The sequence below is a fragment of the Streptomyces sp. NPDC002032 genome, from assembly GCF_042890765.1.
In the GTDB taxonomy this organism is placed as follows: domain Bacteria; phylum Actinomycetota; class Actinomycetes; order Streptomycetales; family Streptomycetaceae; genus Streptomyces.
Window position 1 is genome coordinate 711,163 of sequence record NZ_JBIASM010000001.1, and the last position, 17,641, is coordinate 728,803.

The 17,641-nt window shown below is 74.6% G+C and carries 15 protein-coding genes; 8 read left to right on the forward strand and 7 right to left on the reverse strand.

What is annotated here, in order from left to right:
• Positions 1-15 precede the first annotated feature (15 nt).
• The 6 genes from ACFYYT_RS02830 to ACFYYT_RS02855 all read left to right on the forward strand — a co-directional run bounded on the left by ACFYYT_RS02830 (position 16) and on the right by ACFYYT_RS02855 (position 7,490).
• A complete protein-coding gene (locus ACFYYT_RS02830; RefSeq protein ID WP_351817045.1) occupies positions 16-2,277 on the forward strand; it encodes an ATP-binding domain-containing protein in 2,262 nt (753 codons plus the stop codon).
• 80 nt (positions 2,278-2,357) lie between these two features.
• Complete coding sequence (locus tag ACFYYT_RS02835) at positions 2,358-3,551, forward strand: cytochrome P450 (protein ID WP_351817048.1); 1,194 nt, start codon at positions 2,358-2,360, stop codon at positions 3,549-3,551.
• 109 nt (positions 3,552-3,660) lie between these two features.
• Entirely contained in the window at positions 3,661-4,926 is a 1,266-nt protein-coding gene (locus ACFYYT_RS02840) for a VWA domain-containing protein (protein WP_351817050.1), read from the forward strand.
• The gene (locus tag ACFYYT_RS02845; protein ID WP_351817052.1) at positions 4,926-5,720 is read left to right on the forward strand and encodes a hypothetical protein; all 795 of its coding nucleotides are present in this window, start codon (positions 4,926-4,928) and stop codon (positions 5,718-5,720) included. Before ACFYYT_RS02840 ends, ACFYYT_RS02845 begins: the two co-directional genes overlap by 1 nt.
• A gap of 125 nt (positions 5,721-5,845) precedes the next feature.
• The gene (locus ACFYYT_RS02850; protein ID WP_351817054.1) at positions 5,846-6,763 is read left to right on the forward strand and encodes a MurR/RpiR family transcriptional regulator; all 918 of its coding nucleotides are present in this window, start codon (positions 5,846-5,848) and stop codon (positions 6,761-6,763) included.
• 340 nt (positions 6,764-7,103) lie between these two features.
• The gene (locus ACFYYT_RS02855) at positions 7,104-7,490 is read left to right on the forward strand and encodes a hypothetical protein (RefSeq protein ID WP_351817284.1); all 387 of its coding nucleotides are present in this window, start codon (positions 7,104-7,106) and stop codon (positions 7,488-7,490) included.
• Between the two features lie 13 nt (positions 7,491-7,503).
• On the opposite strand, the gene ACFYYT_RS02860 is transcribed toward ACFYYT_RS02855, so the two are convergent.
• Complete coding sequence (locus tag ACFYYT_RS02860; protein ID WP_351817056.1) at positions 7,504-9,096, reverse strand: phospholipase D-like domain-containing protein; 1,593 nt, start codon at positions 9,094-9,096, stop codon at positions 7,504-7,506.
• 317 nt (positions 9,097-9,413) lie between these two features.
• Between ACFYYT_RS02860 and ACFYYT_RS02865 the strand changes: the two genes are divergently transcribed.
• Positions 9,414-9,614, forward strand: a complete 201-nt coding sequence (locus tag ACFYYT_RS02865) for a hypothetical protein (RefSeq protein WP_351817059.1) — start codon at positions 9,414-9,416, stop codon at positions 9,612-9,614.
• Between the two features lie 76 nt (positions 9,615-9,690).
• On the opposite strand, the gene ACFYYT_RS02870 is transcribed toward ACFYYT_RS02865, so the two are convergent.
• From ACFYYT_RS02870 to ACFYYT_RS02885, 4 genes are all read right to left on the reverse strand, one after another.
• Positions 9,691-10,800 (reverse strand): aryl-sulfate sulfotransferase, encoded by a 1,110-nt coding sequence (locus ACFYYT_RS02870; protein WP_351817062.1) that lies wholly within the window; start codon positions 10,798-10,800, stop codon positions 9,691-9,693.
• A 71-nt stretch (positions 10,801-10,871) separates the two neighbouring features.
• Positions 10,872-11,906 (reverse strand): NrtA/SsuA/CpmA family ABC transporter substrate-binding protein, encoded by a 1,035-nt coding sequence (locus tag ACFYYT_RS02875; RefSeq protein WP_351817065.1) that lies wholly within the window; start codon positions 11,904-11,906, stop codon positions 10,872-10,874.
• 49 nt (positions 11,907-11,955) lie between these two features.
• Positions 11,956-12,672 carry an ABC transporter ATP-binding protein gene (locus ACFYYT_RS02880; protein ID WP_351817068.1) on the reverse strand — a complete coding sequence of 239 codons (717 nt, stop codon included), beginning with the start codon at positions 12,670-12,672 and terminating at the stop codon, positions 11,956-11,958.
• Positions 12,669-13,448, reverse strand: a complete 780-nt coding sequence (locus tag ACFYYT_RS02885; protein WP_351817071.1) for an ABC transporter permease subunit — start codon at positions 13,446-13,448, stop codon at positions 12,669-12,671. The genes ACFYYT_RS02880 and ACFYYT_RS02885 overlap by 4 nt, the downstream gene beginning before the upstream one ends.
• A 127-nt stretch (positions 13,449-13,575) precedes the next feature.
• Between ACFYYT_RS02885 and ACFYYT_RS02890 the strand changes: the two genes are divergently transcribed.
• Positions 13,576-14,148, forward strand: a complete 573-nt coding sequence (locus tag ACFYYT_RS02890) for an XRE family transcriptional regulator (RefSeq protein ID WP_351817074.1) — start codon at positions 13,576-13,578, stop codon at positions 14,146-14,148.
• Positions 14,149-14,166: 18 nt separating this feature from the next.
• Here ACFYYT_RS02890 and ACFYYT_RS02895 read toward each other — a convergent pair whose 3' ends face one another.
• Positions 14,167-14,733 carry a GNAT family N-acetyltransferase gene (locus tag ACFYYT_RS02895; RefSeq protein ID WP_351817077.1) on the reverse strand — a complete coding sequence of 189 codons (567 nt, stop codon included), beginning with the start codon at positions 14,731-14,733 and terminating at the stop codon, positions 14,167-14,169.
• A 28-nt stretch (positions 14,734-14,761) separates the two neighbouring features.
• A complete protein-coding gene (locus tag ACFYYT_RS02900) occupies positions 14,762-17,476 on the reverse strand; it encodes a serine hydrolase (protein WP_351817080.1) in 2,715 nt (904 codons plus the stop codon).
• Positions 17,477-17,641 lie beyond the last annotated feature (165 nt).

Below are 17,641 nucleotides of genomic sequence, written 5' to 3' on the forward strand. Positions count from 1 at the left end.
GCGCCGGGAGTGGAATTGTCAAACATCGAATTTCAAAGTGAGCAGCAATTCCTCACGGAGCTGTACGCCCGGCTCGAAGAACTCCGGGACCGGGCCGACCGCGCCGTGCGGACGGCCCTGCGCCAGGGTGGGAACGGGTTCCAGGAGCGGCTGGAGCGGGACGTGCTCGTCGCCGAGCAGTCCGGCCTGTCCGCCGCGCTGAACGCCGCCGAACACGGACTCTGTTTCGGCCGGCTGGAGTTCTCGGACGGCCGGGACCACCACATCGGCCGCATCGGAATCCGCCAGGACGACGCGGAACGCACGCCTCTCGTACTGGACTGGCGCGCCGAAATGGCCCGCCCGTTCTATCTCGCGACCGGGCACGTGCCGATGGGGCTGCGCCGCCGCCGGCACATCACCACCCGGGGCCGCGAGGTCACCGGCCTGCACGACGAGATCCTCGACCTCTCCGACACCGAACGCACCGGCCACGAGGGCGCCGACGCGGACGCCGTGCTGCTCGCCGCCCTCGACGCCGCCCGCACCGGCCGCATGCACGACATCGTGCGGACCATCCAGGCCGAGCAGGACCGTGTCATCCGCTCGCCGCACCGGGGCGTCCTCGTCGTGGAGGGCGGCCCCGGCACGGGGAAGACGGCCGTGGCCCTGCACCGCGCCGCCTACCTCCTCTACGCCCACCGCGAGCTCCTCGCCAAGCGCGGCGTACTGATCGTCGGCCCCAACCCCGCCTTCCTCGGCTACATCGGCGAGGTGCTGCCCTCCCTCGGCGAGACCGGGGTGCTGCTGGCCTCCCCGGCGGACCTGTTCCCCGGCGTCCGCGCCACCGGCACCGACCGCCCCGGCGCCGCGGCCGTCAAGGGCCGCGCCACCATGGCCGACGTCCTCGCGCGGGTCGTCGCCGACCGGCAGACCCTCCCCGAGGGCGTGCCCGCCGGCAGCGGCGAGGAGCACGACGTGGTCCCCGAACCGGCCCTGGAGATCGACCACGACGACTACGGGACCCTGCTGCTCGACCGGACCATGGCGCACGCCGCCCGCGACCGGGCCCGCGCCACCGCCCTGCCGCACAACCTGGCCCGCCCCTACTTCGCGTTCGCCGTCATCGACGCCCTCACCGCGCAGCTCGCCGACCGGCTCGGCGCCGACCCCTACGGCGGCCCCAACCTGCTCGGCCCCGACGACGTCGCCCAGCTCGGCAAGGAGATCGCCACCAGCACCGAGGTGCACGCGGCCATCGACACCCTGTGGCCGCACCTCACCCCCGAGCGGCTCGTCGGCGACTTCCTCGCCGGCCCCTCGCACCTCCCCGAGGCCGACGCCGCGCTGATCCGGCGCACCTCGGGGCCGTGGACCCCGGCCGACGTGCCGCTCCTGGACGAGGCCGCGGAACTCCTCGGCGTCGACGACAGCGCCGAGCGGGCCGCCGCCGAACGCGACCGGCTGGAACGCGTCGCCTACGCCCAGGGCGTCCTCGACCTCTCCCAGGGCTCCGAGTCCTACGAGTTCGAGGACGCGGAGAACGAGTACCTCGCCGCCCACGACCTCATCGACGCGGAACGGATGGCGGAGCGGCACGAGGAGGACGACCACCGCACGACCGCCGAACGCGCCGCCGCCGACCGGACCTGGAGCTTCGGGCACGTCATCGTCGACGAGGCGCAGGAACTGTCCGAGATGGCCTGGCGGCTGCTGATGCGCCGCTGCCCGACCCGGTCCATGACCCTCGTCGGCGACCCGGCCCAGACCGGCGACGAGGCGGGCTGCGGCTCGTGGCGGCGGATCCTGGACCCGTACGTCGGCGAGCGCTGGGAGCGGGTGCGCCTCGGCGTCAACTACCGCACACCGGCGGAGATCATGGAGGTCGCGGCAGCGGTGCTGCGCGCCCACGACCCCGGCTTCGAACCGCCCCGCTCGGTGCGCTCCACCGGGGTACGGCCCTGGGTGCGCCGGGCCGCGGACCTGCCGGGCGCCCTCGCCGAGGCCGTCCGCACCGGCGCGCCCGCCGAGGGCCGCCTCGCGGTGATCGCCCCGCGCCCCCTGCACCCGGCCCTGGCCGCCGCCCTGCCCGGGGTGACGGCGGGGGAGGAACCGGACCTCACCCGGGCCGTCGTCCTGCTGGACCCGCGCCAGGCCAAGGGGCTGGAATTCGACACCGTCATCGTCGTCGAACCCGGGCGGTTCCAGCCCAGCGACCTGTATGTGGCCCTCACCCGGGCCACCCAGCACCTCGGCGTCCTGCACACCGGCCCGCTCCCCGAGGGCCTCGCCGGCTGACGGCAGGGTCCGGCCGCGCCGCCGCCACGTGGCCGGATCCGCCCGTCTCCGGAGGGCGTTCGCCGTCGTACGGTGGGTCCATGCCCGTAGTCGACATCACCTCCGCGGCCCGGAACTTCGACGCAGACCCCTACTCCTACTACGCGGCGCTGCGCGCGGCCGGACCGGTGCACCGGGTCGGCGGGGGTTCTCCCGACGAGGCTCCGTGCTGGCTCGTCGTCGGGTACGAGGAGGCCCGCCAGGCCCTGGGCCACCCCGCGCTGCGCAAGGACTGGCGCAGCGCGGGCCTGTTTCCCGAGATCGAGGCCACGGCGGCCAACTCCAACATGCTGGAGGCCGACCCGCCGCAGCACACCCGGCTGCGCCGCCTGGTGGCCCGCGAGTTCACCGCGCGCCGGGTCGAAGGGCTGCGCCCGCGCGTGGAGGGGATCACCGGCGAACTCCTCGACGCCATGGCCGCCCGCCCCGAGCGCTCCGCCGACCTGATCGAGGAGCTCGCCTTCCCGCTCCCGATGACGGTCATCTGCGAGCTGCTCGGCGTGCCCGACCTGGACCGGCACCGTTTCCGCGGCTGGTCCAACGCCGTGGTCGCGCCCGTGCCGGGCGTCGTCGGCAACGAAGCCCACCAGCAGCTGAGCGGCTACCTCGCGGAGCTGATCGCGCTGAAGGCCGGGGCGCCCGGCGAGGACCTGCTCAGCGCGCTCATCCGCACCCGCGACGAGGACGGCGACTCGCTCTCCCCGGACGAACTGATCGGCATGGCCTTCCTGCTGCTGGTCGCGGGCCACGAGACCACCGTCAACCTGATCTCCAACGGCGTGCGCGCCCTGCTCGCCCACCCCGATCAGCTGGCCGCGCTGCGCGCCGACCCCGACGGGCTCTTCGACGGGGCCGTGGAGGAGATGCTCCGCTACGACGGTCCCGTACAGAACAGCACCTACCGGCACGCCGCCACGGACGTGGAGATCGGCGGCACGCTCATCCCCGCCGGAGCCGTCGTCCTCGTCTCGCTCGCCGGCGCCGACCGGGACCCCGGCCGCTTCGCCGACCCGGACGTCTTCGACATCCGCCGCGCCCCGCAGGGCCACCTCGCCTTCGGCCACGGCCTGCACTTCTGCATCGGCGCCCCGCTGGCCCGGATGGAGGGCCGCATCGCGCTCCGCCGACTGCTGGAGCGCTTCCCCGGGCTGGAGACGGACCCGGCCGCGGGGCCGCCGCAGTGGCTGGCGGGCAGCCTGATGCGCGGGGTGAGCCGGCTGCCGGTGCGCTGGTAAGGACCCCGGCGGCACCGCCCGCAGGGCCGCCGTCGCGCCGCCCGGCGGGTGAACGGCGCCCGCCGGAGCGCGTTTTGGTTTGCCGTCGGATCCTCAATACGATCCGGCGATGATCACAAGAAAACGGCTGGCGGTCCGGGCCTGCGGCCTGTTCGTCGCCTTGACCGCGGGGCTCCTGCCCTCGAACGCCGTCGCCGCCGACGGACCCGTGAAAGAGCCGCCCAAGGTCGAGCTGGTGCTCGATGTCAGCGGCTCGATGCGCGCGGCCGACATCGACGGCCAGTCCCGCATGGCCGCCGCGAAACAGGCCTTCAACGAGGTCCTGGACGCCGTGCCCGACGAAGTCCGGCTCGGCATAAGGACCCTGGGCGCCACCTACCCCGGCGACGACCGGGCGCTCGGCTGCAAGGACACCAAGCAGCTCTACCCCGTCGGCACGGTCAACCGCACCGAGGCCAAGACCGCCGTCGCCACCCTCGCGCCCACCGGCTGGACGCCCATCGGACCGGCCCTCCAGGCCGCCGCCCAGGACCTCGACGGCGGCAACGCCACCCGCCGGATCGTGCTCATCACCGACGGCGAGGACACCTGCGCCCCGCTCGACCCCTGCGAAGTGGCCCGCGACATCGCGGCCAAGGGCATCCACCTCGTCGTCGACACCCTCGGTCTCGTCCCCGACGCCAAGACCCGCGCCCAGCTGACCTGCATCGCGGAGGCCACCGGCGGCACGTACACCTCGGTGGCGCACACGGCCGAACTCTCCGGCAGGGTCAGACAGCTCGTCGACCGCGCCGCCGACCCCGTCGTCACCCCGGTGGCCACCGAGGGCGCCCGGCAGTGCGAGGGCGCACCGCAGCTGAAGGCCGGCCTCTACAGCGACCGCGAGGCCTTCGGCGAGCACCGCTGGTACCGCGTCGACGTCCGCCCCGGCCAGGAACTGCGCGCCTCGGTCAGCATCGGCGCCGACCGTGCCGTGAACAACGACTACGGGGTGCTGCTGCGCGCCTCCACCGTCCACGGGCGGGAGATCGTCCGCGGCTCGGAGGCCGGTGACGGCCGTACCGACGTCGTCTCGACGGGCCTGCGCTACCCGAAGGCCCCGCTGGACGGGAACGCCGCCGACGCGCCCGAGACGGTCTGCCTCCAGGTCAGCAACTCCTTCTCGGCCGGCCCGGCCGTCAAGACCGCGCCCGGCATGCCGCTAGAGCTGACCGTCGACCTGGTCGACGGCCCCGACGAGCCCTCCGACGTGGCCTCCTTCGGCCTCGGCCGGGGCTGGTGGCTGCTCGGCCTGCTGGTGCTCACCGGCCTGCTCGCGGGCCTGGTCTGGGGCTGGATCTCGCGCTGGCGCATCTCCGTCTGGAGGACCAACTGATGCAAGCCGTACGCACCCTGACGGCCGCCCTGCTGGCGGGGGCCGCGCTCCTGGCCCCCGCGGCCGCCGCCACCGCGGCCCCGAGCCCGACGCCGAGCACCGGCGCCAAGGGGGACGGCCCGACCGAGGCGGGCACGGGCTTCCGCACCGCGACCCCGTTCCGGCCCGGCCAGAAGGCCACCGCGTCCGCCTCCAGCGGCGACTACCTGTACTGGGTCCTGCCCGTCGACGCGGGCCAGCGGGTCACCGTACGGGCCGCGGTCACCCTCCCGGAGGCCGCCGCCCGGCACGGCGCCTCCACCTGGCGGCTCGACGTCTACGACGGGCTGCGCCGCCGCCAGGCCTGCACCTACGGAACCCAGAGCGCGGCGGCCGCCAAGGAGGAGTCCACCGTGGAACTGGCCTGCGTCCTGCGCACGGTCAGCTCCGGGGCCGAGGCCTGGTCCAACGACCCGCTCCCGGGCAGCTACTACGTCCGCCTCACCGTCGTCGGGCTGCCCGAGGAGGACCTGGGCCTGCCCGTACGGGCGCAGGTCGAGGCCGACGTGAAGGAGGCGGGCGGGGCCCGGGCGGTCGACGCCGTCCTGGCCGAGCCGCTGGTCCCCGGCATCGCGGGGGCCTCGGAGGAGCAGCGCGCGGCCCGCGCGCCCGAGGACGGCTGGTCTGGCGGCTGGTGGTCCGACCGCTGGCTGTGGACCGCCGCGGGCGGGGTGCTCGGAGCCCTCGCGGGCATCTACGGGTACACCCTGACCCGGGGCCCGGGCCGGCCCGGACGGCCCCGGTCCGAGGCCTGACGGGCCTGCCCGGCCGGGGGGCCGCCGCGTCCACGGGAGCGGCGGCCCCGCACGGCACAATGATCATCCGACCACGGAGCGTGGGCTATGTTGGAACAAGAGTGACGTGAGAAGGAGGCCCTCCGGTGTCATCGGGGCAGCAGGCACGCGCACAGGCGGCCGCGATCACGCCGGGCACGGCCGCACCGGAGCAGGGCAAGCCGGCGGCCGACCGGCTGCTCGCGCTCTTCGACGGGCACCGGCTGTCACCGGGCCAGCGGCGGATCGCCCAGTACCTGATCGACCACCTCACCGAGGCCGCCTTCCTCTCCATCACCGAGCTCGCCGAACGGGTCGGCGTCAGCCAGCCCTCCGTCACCCGCTTCGCGGCCTCGCTCGGCTTCAGCGGCTATCCCGCGCTGCGCGACGTGCTCCAGCCCATCGCGCTGAGCGCGGTGGCCCGCACCCCCGACAGCCGTGAGCAGATCCGCCACAACGAGCTCCAGGCCGCCGTCGACGCCGAGATCGAGAACCTGGAGAACGTCCGCAGGCTCCTCGCCGACACCAACCGGGTGCTGGAGATCGGCCGGGACCTGGCCCGCTCCGTCCCGCTGACCGTCCTGGGCCTGCGCATCTCGGTCTCCCTCGCCGAGTACTTCGCCTACGCGGCCCGGCGCATCCACCCCGACGTCCGCCTGGTGACCCGGGGCGGCAGCGTGGCGTACGACGCCCTGCTCCAGTCCCGGGCGGCCGGCGGCAGCTGGGTGCTGGCCTTCGCGATGCCCCGGCACGCCAACGAGACCCTGGCGGCCCTGCGCGCGGCCCGCAGCACCGGGCTGCGCGTGGTGCTGATCACCGACCCCACCCTGGGCCCGCTGGTCGAGGAGGCCGACGTGGCGCTCACCGCCGGCACCGGATCCCGGCTGGTCTTCGATTCGTACGCGGCCCCCGGCATGCTGTCCGCCGCCCTGCTCCAGGCGATGGCGGACGCCGATCCGGAACGCACCCAGGCGCGCCTCGAACAGTACGAGCAGGCCGCCGACCAGCACGGATTCTTTCTCTAGGGCCCCACGGGGACACCGCCCGGTCACCCGTCGGAGGCCGTTTTCGCAGCGGGATATTCAGAGCCCGGCCATGTATGAAATTTTTCATACGCTTGCGTACTCGACGGTATATATGTTTACTGACGGCGGCGCTCCGGATCCAGCAGACGCCAGGGAGGACGTCCCCACGTCCTCTTGAACGGACACCCAGTACGCCGCTCCTCCTCACGGCGGAACCGGGTGACAGGTCAGGGCTTTCGGATCCCCGGAGGAGCGCTCCCGGCGGCCTCGGTCAACCCCTGGGCCGAGGCCGCCCCCACCCTCTCGATCAGTGCTTCGACACCATTCGGAAGTGACGAGAATGTCCCAGACGGCCACCCTCACGCGCAGCCCGGACTGGCCCCTCCAGGTGAAGGCCCCCGGTTCGCACGACTGGGAGCGCACCGCCACCCGCTGGCTGCGGGACCTGCTCCCGGCCCGCTACGGCGGCTACCTGACGCTGACCCGTCACCACGCCCTCCTCGCCCGGCACGCTCAGCTCCAGCTCCAGCACGAGATGCGCGCGGTGCGGGTCGCCCTGCACACCAGCCGGGCGGAACTGCCGATGCTGGGCGTCGCCGAGTCGGTGATCGAGAACACGATCCGGATGTACGCCATCGAGCTCGAACAGCTGGGACGGCTGTCCCGGGGCGTCCGTCTGGTCTCCGAGGCGCTCCTGGTGGGCACCCCGGGCCAGCGCAGGCGCTGACCCGGGGTTCCGGTCAGCCCTGGCAGATGCCGCGGGCGTAGTCGTAGGTGGCGGTCGCCTGCGAGTACTGCCATTCCGGGGCCAGCAGACCGCTCGCCAGCTGGCGGGCGGCGGCCGGGCTCTCGACGACGTAGCCGAAGTCCTGGAGCCAGGACGGGTAGAGGTTCTTCGAGCCGGTGTAGAAGGCCGCGTCGTCCACCGAGACCAGCTTGTGGTGCAGGGCGTACGGCTTGCCGTCCGCCCACGTCGCCCTGTCGGAGGCGCGGAACGTCGCCAGCTGGAGACCGTCGCACATCGCGGCCTTGGCCTTGCCCGCATCGCCGGTCAGGGCCGTCAGCCGGCCCTTCAGGGCGTCGCTGACCTCGGAGAGCGACTTGATCTGGGAGTAGCCGTCGCTGCCGACCGCGCCCCGGTTGGCCGGATCGCTGACGACGATGCGGACCTTCACCCCTGCCACCAGCTTCGCGGCGAGGGTGTCGTAGAGCCGGATGTCGTAGCGGGGCAGCGGCGGGCAGGTCGCGTGCAGGTCCTGCTGGGAGATCTCGATGTGCCCGGTCGCGCTCGCGACCAGCGCCCGCAGCGCGCTCTCCTCCGGGTTGACGGTGTCGTAGTCCCGGTCGGCGTTGGTGTTGTCGTGCACGCCGACGCCGCACTTGGTGTCGGAGGCCGTCGGCAGCACGGGCCGGAAGGCCGAGGCCGGGTCGCTCTGCCGGATGCCGACGCCGAGGCCGCCCACCGCCACCGCGGGGACGTCGCCGCCGCCGCCCGCCGGGGCGGCCGGCCGGGGCAGGGTGGGCAGGCAGCCGGCGCCGTTCGAGGAGGCGAACCAGACACTGGTCCAGCTGCCCTTGTTGCGGCAGGTCCAGTCCCACAGGGTGTCGAGGTAGCGGCCGGCCGAGCCCGCCGCCGGGCCGGACAGCGCCAGGTCGACGTCGTTGACCGGGTGCGCGGTGTCGAGGTAGTCGTCCTTCCAGCTGTTGATGCCACCGGTGATCACCGAATTGCCGTCCACCACCACCAGCTTGGAGTGGTTCCAGGAGAAGCCGGTCTTCGAGGTGGTCATCGAGGCCACGTTCAAGGTGATGTTCGCCGCCGCCGGGCCCAGCTTGGCCACCATCTCGTCGCGGTACGAGGACGGGATCACGTTGGCGTGGTAGACCGGCGCCGCGCCGACCATGATGCGGACCTGGAGCCGGTTGCCCTTCTGCGCCGCCTCCTTCAGGCCGGCCACGATCGCGTCCTGGAACCCCCCGTTCGGGAAGGGGGCCAGGGTGGATATGTCCACGCTCTGCCGGGCCTGGGCGATGTCCTGGCGCATCTTGTCGAGCAGCCGGGCGGAGCCGGGGCGCTCGGCGCAGGCGGGGTCACCCCAGCAGCCCGGGCTCTGCAGCAGCCAGTCGGCGCCGCCGGGGGCGGTGGCGCCGAGGCGGTTGCCGGCGGTGCGCTCCCAGACGGAACCCTCCAGGCCGGGGGAGACCTGGCGCAGGGTCTGCTCCACCGCGTCCAGGTGCGGGGTGGGGGAGTCGGCGGCGAACGCCGGGGCGGCGGGCAGCAGGGCCAGGGAGAGCGCGAACGTGAGGGCCGTCGTGCGGACGGTGCGTGCCAATGTGGTTCCTTGGATGGGGGTGGCTCCGGCCGGGCGGCACCGCGAACCGGGCCCCGGCCTTGATCAACTCGCGCAAGTTACCAGCCCGTAGCCCACCGTTCACCCCGGTCCGTCGGCTTCCGGCCACCCGCCCCCGCCCCCGGCCGGGCGTGGCCGAAAAGCGGTGGCGGAATCGAGTCGTCCGGTGGGCCGTCGGGGGATCCGGGGTGTCGGCCATTCGGATGGGGCTCGGCCCGGCGCGGAATGCCGCCGGGACAGGGGCGGTCCGTCGTCCTACCTTCGGGGACTGTTCCTGTTCCTCCCGAAAGGTGTGTTTCATGCGATCTGTCCGCTCCGTATTCGCCGCCCTCGCCACCGCCGCCATCGTGCTCGGTGGTGCCGGCGCCGCGAGCGCCGACGTGAACGTGACCATCCCGGAAGGCCCGACCTACACCTTCGTCTTCGGTGACTGGCTGCAGTTCGCCGCCGACGACGTCTTCAACGCGGGCCACAACAACACCGTCGGCTCGAACAACTGACGTCCCGGACGCAGACGCCAGGCCCGGTCCGCCCCCGCCACAGCCTCGGGGGCGGACCGGCCCCGGTCCGGCCGGATCAGAGCCAGGGGACCTGCTCCGCCGCGTACCGGTAGGCGCGGAAGACCGCGTTCTGCGCCCCGCGCGAGGACTCCAGTCCCGTGCCCCGGCTGAACGCCCCGAACTCCGGGACGACGAACTCCCACACCACGTCCCCCTCGGGCGTCACCTCGAAGAGCCGCCCGAACGACCCCTCCGCGACGAAGGTGTTCCCGTTCGGCAGGCGCTGCGCGCTCGACATGTACGGGCTGTAGAAGTTCTGCGGCGGATTGTCCTCGTACGACCACACCTGCTCCCCGCTCACCGGGTCGAGCTCCAGCACCCGCGAGTACGGCACGGACGTCGTGTCGCGGTACGTCCCGTTGTCGAACACCAGGATCGTGCCGCCCGGCAGTTCGTGCGGGTGGTGCTGCTGCGCCAGGACGTCCGGGCCGATGCGCCAGCGCACCGAGCCGTCGGCGCGGTCCACGGCCACCGTCGTCGAGGCGCTGCGGAAGCCCACCACGATGCCCCCGTCGGCGAGTTCGTTGACGGTGTTGGCCATCGGCCAGTGCTCGCGCGCGAAGTGCGGGTTCAGCGGGACCTCCGCCGGATCCAGGTGCTCGATCGCCGCCCAGCGCCAGAGGACCTCGCCCTCCCAGGTCATCTCGTAGACCACGTCCCCGTAGATCACCCCGCCCGCCGCCTCCGAGCCGGGTATGCCGCCCTGGATCCGGGCCGCGTCCGCCGGGGCCAGCGGCTCGACGGCGCAGATCAGCAGGTTGCCGTTGCGCAGGACCGAGGCGTCGTGGTGGTGGAAGGGGTGGCGGGCCTCGCGCAGCACGGTGGAGTCGGGGGCCAGTTCCTGGAAGATGCCGCCGTGGTAGACGTCCCAGATCGGGAAGAGGCTCGGGCCGGTGGTGTCCTTGGCCGCGTAGAAGAGGGTGCCGCCGGGCAGCAACTGCGCCTGCCGGCCGGGCGGGTGGGGGGAGTTCCAGGTGTGGGCGGGCCGGCCGTCGATGTCGACGAGGTGGATCCGGCCGTCGCCCGCGATGGGCGTGTAGAGGGTGTAGCCGCCGAAGCTCCGCTCGGAGTCGTGGGCGCGCAGGCCGGTGCCGCGGCGGCGCAGGGTGTTCTGGTCGATGGTCACGGGGTCCTCCTGGGGGATTACGGGGTTCGGGGTGCGGGGGTGCCGCAGGCCTCGGGGGTGTTGGGTGCGGGTCAGCGCAGGGTGACGGCGCCGGGGTCGGCCGCGCGCAGCGGGGCCGGGTTCAGCCGGGTGCGCAGGGCGGCCGGATCGGCGGCGCCCGGCAGGGACTGCGCGGCCCTGGCCCAGGCGGCCTCGTCCGAGAGGTCGGTGAGGAGTTCGGGGGACAGGCTCGCCCCGTACGCGTAGCGGGGGTGGAACGCGTCGACGTACCCGGCCTGGAGGGCGCCCTTGGACTGGGCCACCACGGCCGCCCGCGCGGCGGCGGGGTCGGCCTCGGCGGCCCGCTGCGCGCGCAGCACCGTACGCAGGACGGCGGTGGCCGCCCCGTCGTCGGCGCCGGGGCCCGCGACGAGCAGGGTGCGTGCGGTGTAGCCGGTGAAGGGGAGTTCGGCGTAGCGGGGGCCGAGGGCGGTGCGGGCGGCGTCGTAGAAGCTGGGGAAGGTGACGCCGGCGTCGACGTCGCCGCGGGCGAGGGCCGGAGCGACCTGGTTCGGGGCCAGGTTGACCACCGTCACGTCGGCCGGGGTCAGCTGTGCGGAGGCGAGCATCCGGGAGAGCGCGTACTCGACGTTCGTGCCCTGCGGGACCCCGACCTTGCGGCCCTTCAGCGCGCCGAAGCCGGTGATCGCGCGGTCGGCGCGGGTGAGCAGGCGCCAGTCCGAGAAGCGGGAGAGGTCGGCGAGGATCCGTACGTCGCGGCCGCCCAGCGCCGCGGTGACGGCGGGCAGGTCGCCCACGACGCCGAACTGGGCCTGGCCGCCGAGGACGGCGTTGAGGGCGTCGCGGCCGGTGGGGAGGGTGGTCACGGTGGCGTCGAGGCCTTCGGCGGACCAGAGCGAACGCTGCTGCGCGAGGGAGACGGGCGCGGCGGCCAGCTGGTCACTGCCGGCCACCGTCACGGCCCGCCGCCCGGCGCCGCCCTCCGGATGGCCGGAGCCGGCGCCGGAGCCGGAGCCGGCCCCGCAGGCGGTGGCGGTGGCGGTGAACAGCGGGAGCAGGACGAGGAGCAGGAGTCCGGGGACGGTCCGGGTTCTGGGTCTGGGCATGGGAGGGGTCCTTCCTTGGTGGGGTCCCCCTAAGGGGGAGCGGGTGGGGTCAGGGGGTGGAGAGGTGGGCTTCGATCCGGGGGCGCAGGGAAGCGGGCCGGGGTCCGGTGGGCACCGGGTGGTCGGCCAGGACGCGGGACGGGGAGCCGCCGAGGACCACCACCCGCCCGGCCAGGGCGAGCGCCTCGTCGAGGTCGTGCGTCACGAACAGCACCGTGGTTCCGCTGCGTTCCCACAGCTCCCGCAGCAGCACCTGCATCCGCGTCCGCGTCAGCGCGTCCAGCGCCCCGAACGGCTCGTCCATCAGCAGCACTTCCGGCCGCGCGGCCAGCGCCCGCGCCAGGGCCACCCGCTGCTGCATGCCGCCCGACAGCTGCGCCGGGTACTTCTCGGCGCCCTCCGCGAGCCCGACCTCCGCGAGCGCGGCCAGCGCCCGCGCGCGCCGCTCCGCCCGCGGCAGCCCGAAGCGCTTGAGGGCGAACTCGACGTTGCCCCGGGCCGTGCGCCACGGGAAGAGCGCGTAGTGCTGGAAGACGATCCCCCGCTCCGGTCCCGGCCCGCTCACCTCCGCCCCGCCGACCGTGACCCGGCCCGCCGAGGGCCGGACGAAGCCGGCCACCGTGTTCAGCACCGTCGACTTGCCGCAGCCGCTCGGCCCCAGCAGCGCCGTGAACGACCCCGCCGGGAACTCCAGGTCGGTCGGCGCCAGCACCGGCGCGTCCCCGTACCCGGCCGACAGCCCTTCCAGCCGTACGTCCAGGCTCATGACGCGCTCCAGTGCGCGAAGCGGCGTCCGGTGGCGGCCAGGACCAGGTCGGCGGCCACGCCGAGGAGCCCGAGGACGAGCAGCCCCGCGAACATCCGGTCCACCCGCAGGAACTGGCCGTCCACCTGGAGCCGGTACGCCAGCCCGCTGTCCGCGCCGCCCAGTTCGGCGGCGACCAGGGCGAGCAGGGCCACCGACGCCCCGTAGCGCAGGGCGGCCAGCAGTGCGGGCGCGGCGGCGGGCAGCAGGACCTCGGTGAACCGCCGGTGCAGCGGCGCCCCCAGCGAGCGGGCGGCCCGCAGGTACGAGTCCGGCACCCGCGAGACCCCGTCGTGCACGTAGAGCCAGACCGCGAGGAGGACGGCGTAGGCGATCAGCAGCCGTTTGGCGCTCTCCCCGATGCCGAACCAGGCGGTGGCCAGCGGCACCAGTGCGACGGCCGGGATGGGCCGCAGGAAGGAGACCAGGGGGGTGACGGCGGCGGACAGCCGGGGCAGGTAGCCGGTCGCGAAGCCGAGCGTGCCGCCGGCCACCGCCCCCAGCGCGAAGCCCTGGCCCGCCCGGGCCAGACTGGCGGCGAGGTCGGTGGCCAGGGTGCCGTCACGGGCGCCGGCCACCAGCGCGGCGGCCGTGTCGGCGGGGCCGGGCAGCAGCCCCGGGGCCACGGCGCCGGACCGGGCGAGCAGGGCCCACAGCGCGAGCACCACGCAGGCCGTGCCCAGGGCCGGGGCGAGCCGGCCGATGGCCCGGCCGGCCGGGGATGGAATGGCATGCACCGAACGACTCCTCGTATTCGATAAGTGAGGTCAATAATTGACCACGCTTATCAACGGGGTGTTGCAGCGATGTGAAACCCTCCGGGCCCGCCCGGGCGCGCCGGGGCGATGGGATACGTTCACCAGCGTGTCTCGACCCGAACCCACCCCCGAAGCGCTGGAGGTCGGGCGGGCGATCCGCGAGTGCCGCACGGCGCGCCGCGTGTCCATGGCCGTCCTGGCCGCCCGCTCGGGCCTCTCGCAGCCCTTCCTCAGCCAGCTGGAACGCGGACTGGCCACCCCCAGCCTCAGCTCGATCTACCGCATCGCCGAGGCCCTCGACGTCGCACCGGGAACCTTCCTGCGGGCCCCGGACCGCCCGGGCTTCGTCAGCCACGAGAGCGACCCGCAGGTCATCCGGGTGACCGAAACCGCCGGACAGGTGGCGCGGGTGCTCATCCCCGGCGGGCGCAGCGGCCTGATGGAGGCCTACGAGCACCACTTCGAGCCCGGCCGGGGCGAGCGCGGCTGGTTCGCGCACCCGGGGGAGGACTTCCTCTACGTGCTGGAGGGCGAGATCCTCCTGGAGGTGGAGGGCGAGGAGCCGCTGCGGCTGCGCCCCGGACAGAGCGCCCACCACCGGGGCGACGTCCCGCACCGGTGCTCGCTCCCGGCGGGGGGAGCGGCGGCCCGCACGCTGCTCGTCATCGCGAACGCGTGAGCGGCGCCGTCCCGCCGGCTAGGAGGGGCGGGGTGCGGGGCTGCCCGTGGGGTGGTCCGCGGGGGTGTCCGTGGGCAGGCCCGCGGGTGCGGCGTAACAGCGCACGGTGACCGTACGGGTGGGGCTCCAGCGCTGTTCGGCGGTCCCCAACAGGGCCCAGCCGAGGCGCTCGTAGAGCGCGGCGGCCGCCGTGTCGGAGTCCAGTACGTCGAGCACCGGGTGCAGTCCGTGCTCTCCGGCCGCGCGCACGGCCCGCTCCATCAGCAGCGCGCCGGCCCCCCGCCCCCGGGCCGCCGGGGAGACGAACAGCCGGCCGATCACGGCGGCGGCCCCGGCGGGCGCCCCCGTCCGGCGGCTCCACAGCTCCGGCGCTGCGTCCCCCGGTCCGCTGCGGGACAGGGTGATGTGACCGGCCGGCGGCCCGTCCCGCTCCACGGCCACCCACGCGCCGAGGAGCGCGGGCGGCGACAGCCACCGCGCGGGGGAACCCGGCCAGTCGGCGGGGTAGCCGTCGCCGTGGTGGACCTCGGCGAGGACGCGCACGCACGCGCCGAGGTCATGGGGTTCGCGCGGCCGGATGTCCATCCGGCCATCGAACCACGACGGGTCCGGCTCAGGACAGCCGGGTGACCCGCGCGCCGAACGAGGGTTCGGACAGGGCCGAACCCACCGCCACCGGAACGCTCTTGACGCCGCTGCCGTCGCCGACCGTCAGCGTGCCGACCTCGGTCCCCGCCTTCGCCTCGTGCGGCACCGGCTTGCCGCCCGTGCTGCCGAGCGCGAGCCGCAGCCGCTGCCCCGGCATGGCGGGTACGGTCAGGTCCTTCGTCGCCACCAGCGGGGTCCGGCCGCCGAGCCCGTCGGACACGTAACCGACCGTCTGCCCCTTGCGGATGACCTGGGCCGGGGCGAGCGCGGTACGGACGGCCTCGATGACCTTCCGGGCGTTCGCCTTCACCAGCTTCAGGCTGTTCGCGCCGTCCGGGTCGGGGCCGTCGACGTGCTGGTCCATCAGCGTGCCGAGGATCAGTGGGGTCTCGCCGCCGACCGTCTTGTACGCGGCCCACGACAGGGTGCCGCCGGCCGCGCTGCTCGAACCGGTCTTGATGCCCGAGATGCTGAGGCCCGTGGCGACGAGCAGGTCGTTGTTGTTGATGAGCGGGGCCGCCAGTCCCGGGATGGGCGCGTTCGCCAGCGAGACGACCGCGCGGAAGGCGTCCTCCTTCATCACGGCCTCGGCGAGCTTCAGCTGGTCCACGGCGGTGCTGACGGTGCCGGCGTCGAGGCCGCTGGGGTCCGTGTACGTGGTGTCCGTCATCCCGAGTTCCTTCGCCGCGGCGTTCATCTTCGCGACAAAGGCGTCCGGGGTGGTGGAACCCGTGTCCCAACGGGCCAGCAGCCGGGCGATGTTGTTGCCCGACGGGATCATCAGCATCTTCAGCATGTCCTGCTCGCTGAACTTCGTCCCGGCGGTGAGGCCCTCGATGCGGGACTCGTCCTTGGCGGTGCCTTCGGCGACGGCCACCGCGTCGACCTCGATACCGGGGCCCGGCTCGTTCTTGCGCAGCGGGTGGTTCTTGAGGATCACGTACGCGGTCATCACCTTGGCCACGCTGGCCGTCGGCACCGGCTTCTGCTCGCCGAAGGCGACGACGTCGCCGGAGCCGGGGAGGCGGACCGCGCCCTGGCCCTTGGCTGGCCACGGAAGGGGGGTCTGCCCGGGCACGGTGTACGAGGGCTCCCCGGCGATCACCAGCTGCGGCGCGGGCAGCGGACGCACCAGCTGCACCCCGGCGACGGTGGCGGCGAGCAGCAGCACGATCGGCGTCCACACCTTGACGCGGCGGGCCGCCGTACGGCGCGGGGTCTCCGGCGGGGGCGGGGTGTTGGTCAGCTCGGCCAGCAGATCGAGCGCGGGCAGCGGGGCCTCGCGCGTCACCTCGACGGGGTCGGGCCGTGCGGGCCGGTCCGGCGCTTCCACCGGGGCGGGCTTGACCTCCAGCGGCTTGAGCGCCACGAACTGACTGGTCCGCTCGGCGTCGGTTTCGACGGCGTCGGGGTCGGCGTCGGGGTCGGGGTCGGCGTCCGTGTCGGGGTCGGCGTCGGCCTTGGCCCAGGCGGGCTTGGCGGGCCGCGCCGGGGCAGGGCCGTTCTTCGCGGCCCAGGCCGGGCGGCGCGGCCCGTCCGCGGCGCCGCCGCTGCCGTCCCGACCGGCCTTCGCGCCTGCGGCCCCCTCGGCAGGGGATACCGGGCCCGAACCGGCCGGGGTCCGGGCGGGACGCGCCGCGTCCGTGGCGTCCGCCCGGGCGGACGCCCCCGACCCGCCGTCGCCTGCCGCCGTCCGGCCGTCGCCGGTCTCCTCCGGGGCCGGGGCGGATTCCGGTTCGCCGGCCTTCGCCGGTGCCGGGGCAGCCTCCGACTCGGCCCCGGCGGGGGACGCCTGGGCGTCGCCGTGCTCGTCCGGGGCCCGGGCGGGCTCGGGTTCGGCGTCGGCAGGAGAGGCTTCCGCTTCGGAGGTCTCCTCCGGGGCTGCGGCGGGTTCCGGTTCGGTCTTGGCCGGGGGTGCTTCCGCTGCGGCGGCCTTGGGGTCGGCGTCGGCGGGCGGCGCCTGGGCGTCGGTGGACTCGTCGCGGACCGGGGCGGGTTCCTCAGCGGTTCGGGCAGGCGCCGGTTCGGCGTCGGAGCGGGCCCCCCGAGCATCGCCGCGCCCCTCCGCCGCCGGGTCGGCCTCCGAGGCGGGCCGGGCAGGGGAGGCTTGGGCGTCACCGGGCTCGTCCGGGGCCTGGGCGGGCACGGGTTCGGCCGTGGCGGGGGCTGCCTGTGCGTCGGCGGGTTCCTTCGGGGCCTGGCCGGCCCCGTGTTCGGCGTCGGCGGCGGGTGCCGCTGCTTCGGCTGGGTCCGTCCGGGTCTGGGCGGGCTCGGGTTCGGCGTCGGCAGGAGAGGCTTCCGCTTCGGAGGTCTCCTCCGGGGCTGCGGCGGGTTCCGGTTCGGTCTTGGCCGTGGGTGCTTCCGCTGCGGCGGCCTTGGGGTCGGCGTCGGCGGGCGGCGCCTGGGCGTCGCCCGGTTCGTCCCGGGCCTGGTCACCCTCGTGTTCGGCGTCGGCCGCGTCCGTGCCGCCGGGCGCCGTCGCAGGCTTGGCTTCCGCCGGGTCGTCCGGGCCCGGGGTTGCCGGGGGTGGGGCCGGCTCCCGGTCCTGGTCGGGCGCCGGGCTGGAGCCCTCGGCCTCCTGGGTCTGCCCGGCCGGCGTCGCCGCCCCCTCCTGGTCACCCTCAGCCCGTGACCGCGCCGCCGCCCCGGCCCCCGCGTCCGCCACCGTTTCCGCCTTCATCCCGCGCCCCACCTTGCTGCTCACACCCGGTCCCGCCGGTTCTCGCCATCATCGTCAACCATCGGCGTGACCGCCGTACGGCCCGCCGATCACCTAGATGTCCGGCACCCCCCACGCGTTCCCTCCGCCGTGAGCTGTGACGGTTCGGTCATACTCCGCCTGCTC

Bases quoted from the DNA above. Each gene is read 5' to 3' on its own strand.
- ACFYYT_RS02895 (WP_351817077.1), bottom strand. From the start codon at position 14,733: ATGGACATCCGGCCGCGCGAACCCCATGACCTCGGCGCGTGCGTGCGC.
- ACFYYT_RS02840 (WP_351817050.1), top strand. From the start codon at position 3,661: ATGATCACAAGAAAACGGCTGGCGGTCCGGGCCTGCGGCCTGTTCGTC.
- ACFYYT_RS02875 (WP_351817065.1), bottom strand. From the start codon at position 11,906: ATGCCCAGACCCAGAACCCGGACCGTCCCCGGACTCCTGCTCCTCGTC.
- ACFYYT_RS02845 (WP_351817052.1), top strand. From the start codon at position 4,926: ATGCAAGCCGTACGCACCCTGACGGCCGCCCTGCTGGCGGGGGCCGCG.
- ACFYYT_RS02855 (WP_351817284.1), top strand. From the start codon at position 7,104: ATGTCCCAGACGGCCACCCTCACGCGCAGCCCGGACTGGCCCCTCCAG.
- ACFYYT_RS02880 (WP_351817068.1), bottom strand. From the start codon at position 12,672: ATGAGCCTGGACGTACGGCTGGAAGGGCTGTCGGCCGGGTACGGGGAC.
- ACFYYT_RS02835 (WP_351817048.1), top strand. From the start codon at position 2,358: ATGCCCGTAGTCGACATCACCTCCGCGGCCCGGAACTTCGACGCAGAC.
- ACFYYT_RS02900 (WP_351817080.1), bottom strand. From the start codon at position 17,476: ATGAAGGCGGAAACGGTGGCGGACGCGGGGGCCGGGGCGGCGGCGCGG.
- ACFYYT_RS02865 (WP_351817059.1), top strand. From the start codon at position 9,414: ATGCGATCTGTCCGCTCCGTATTCGCCGCCCTCGCCACCGCCGCCATC.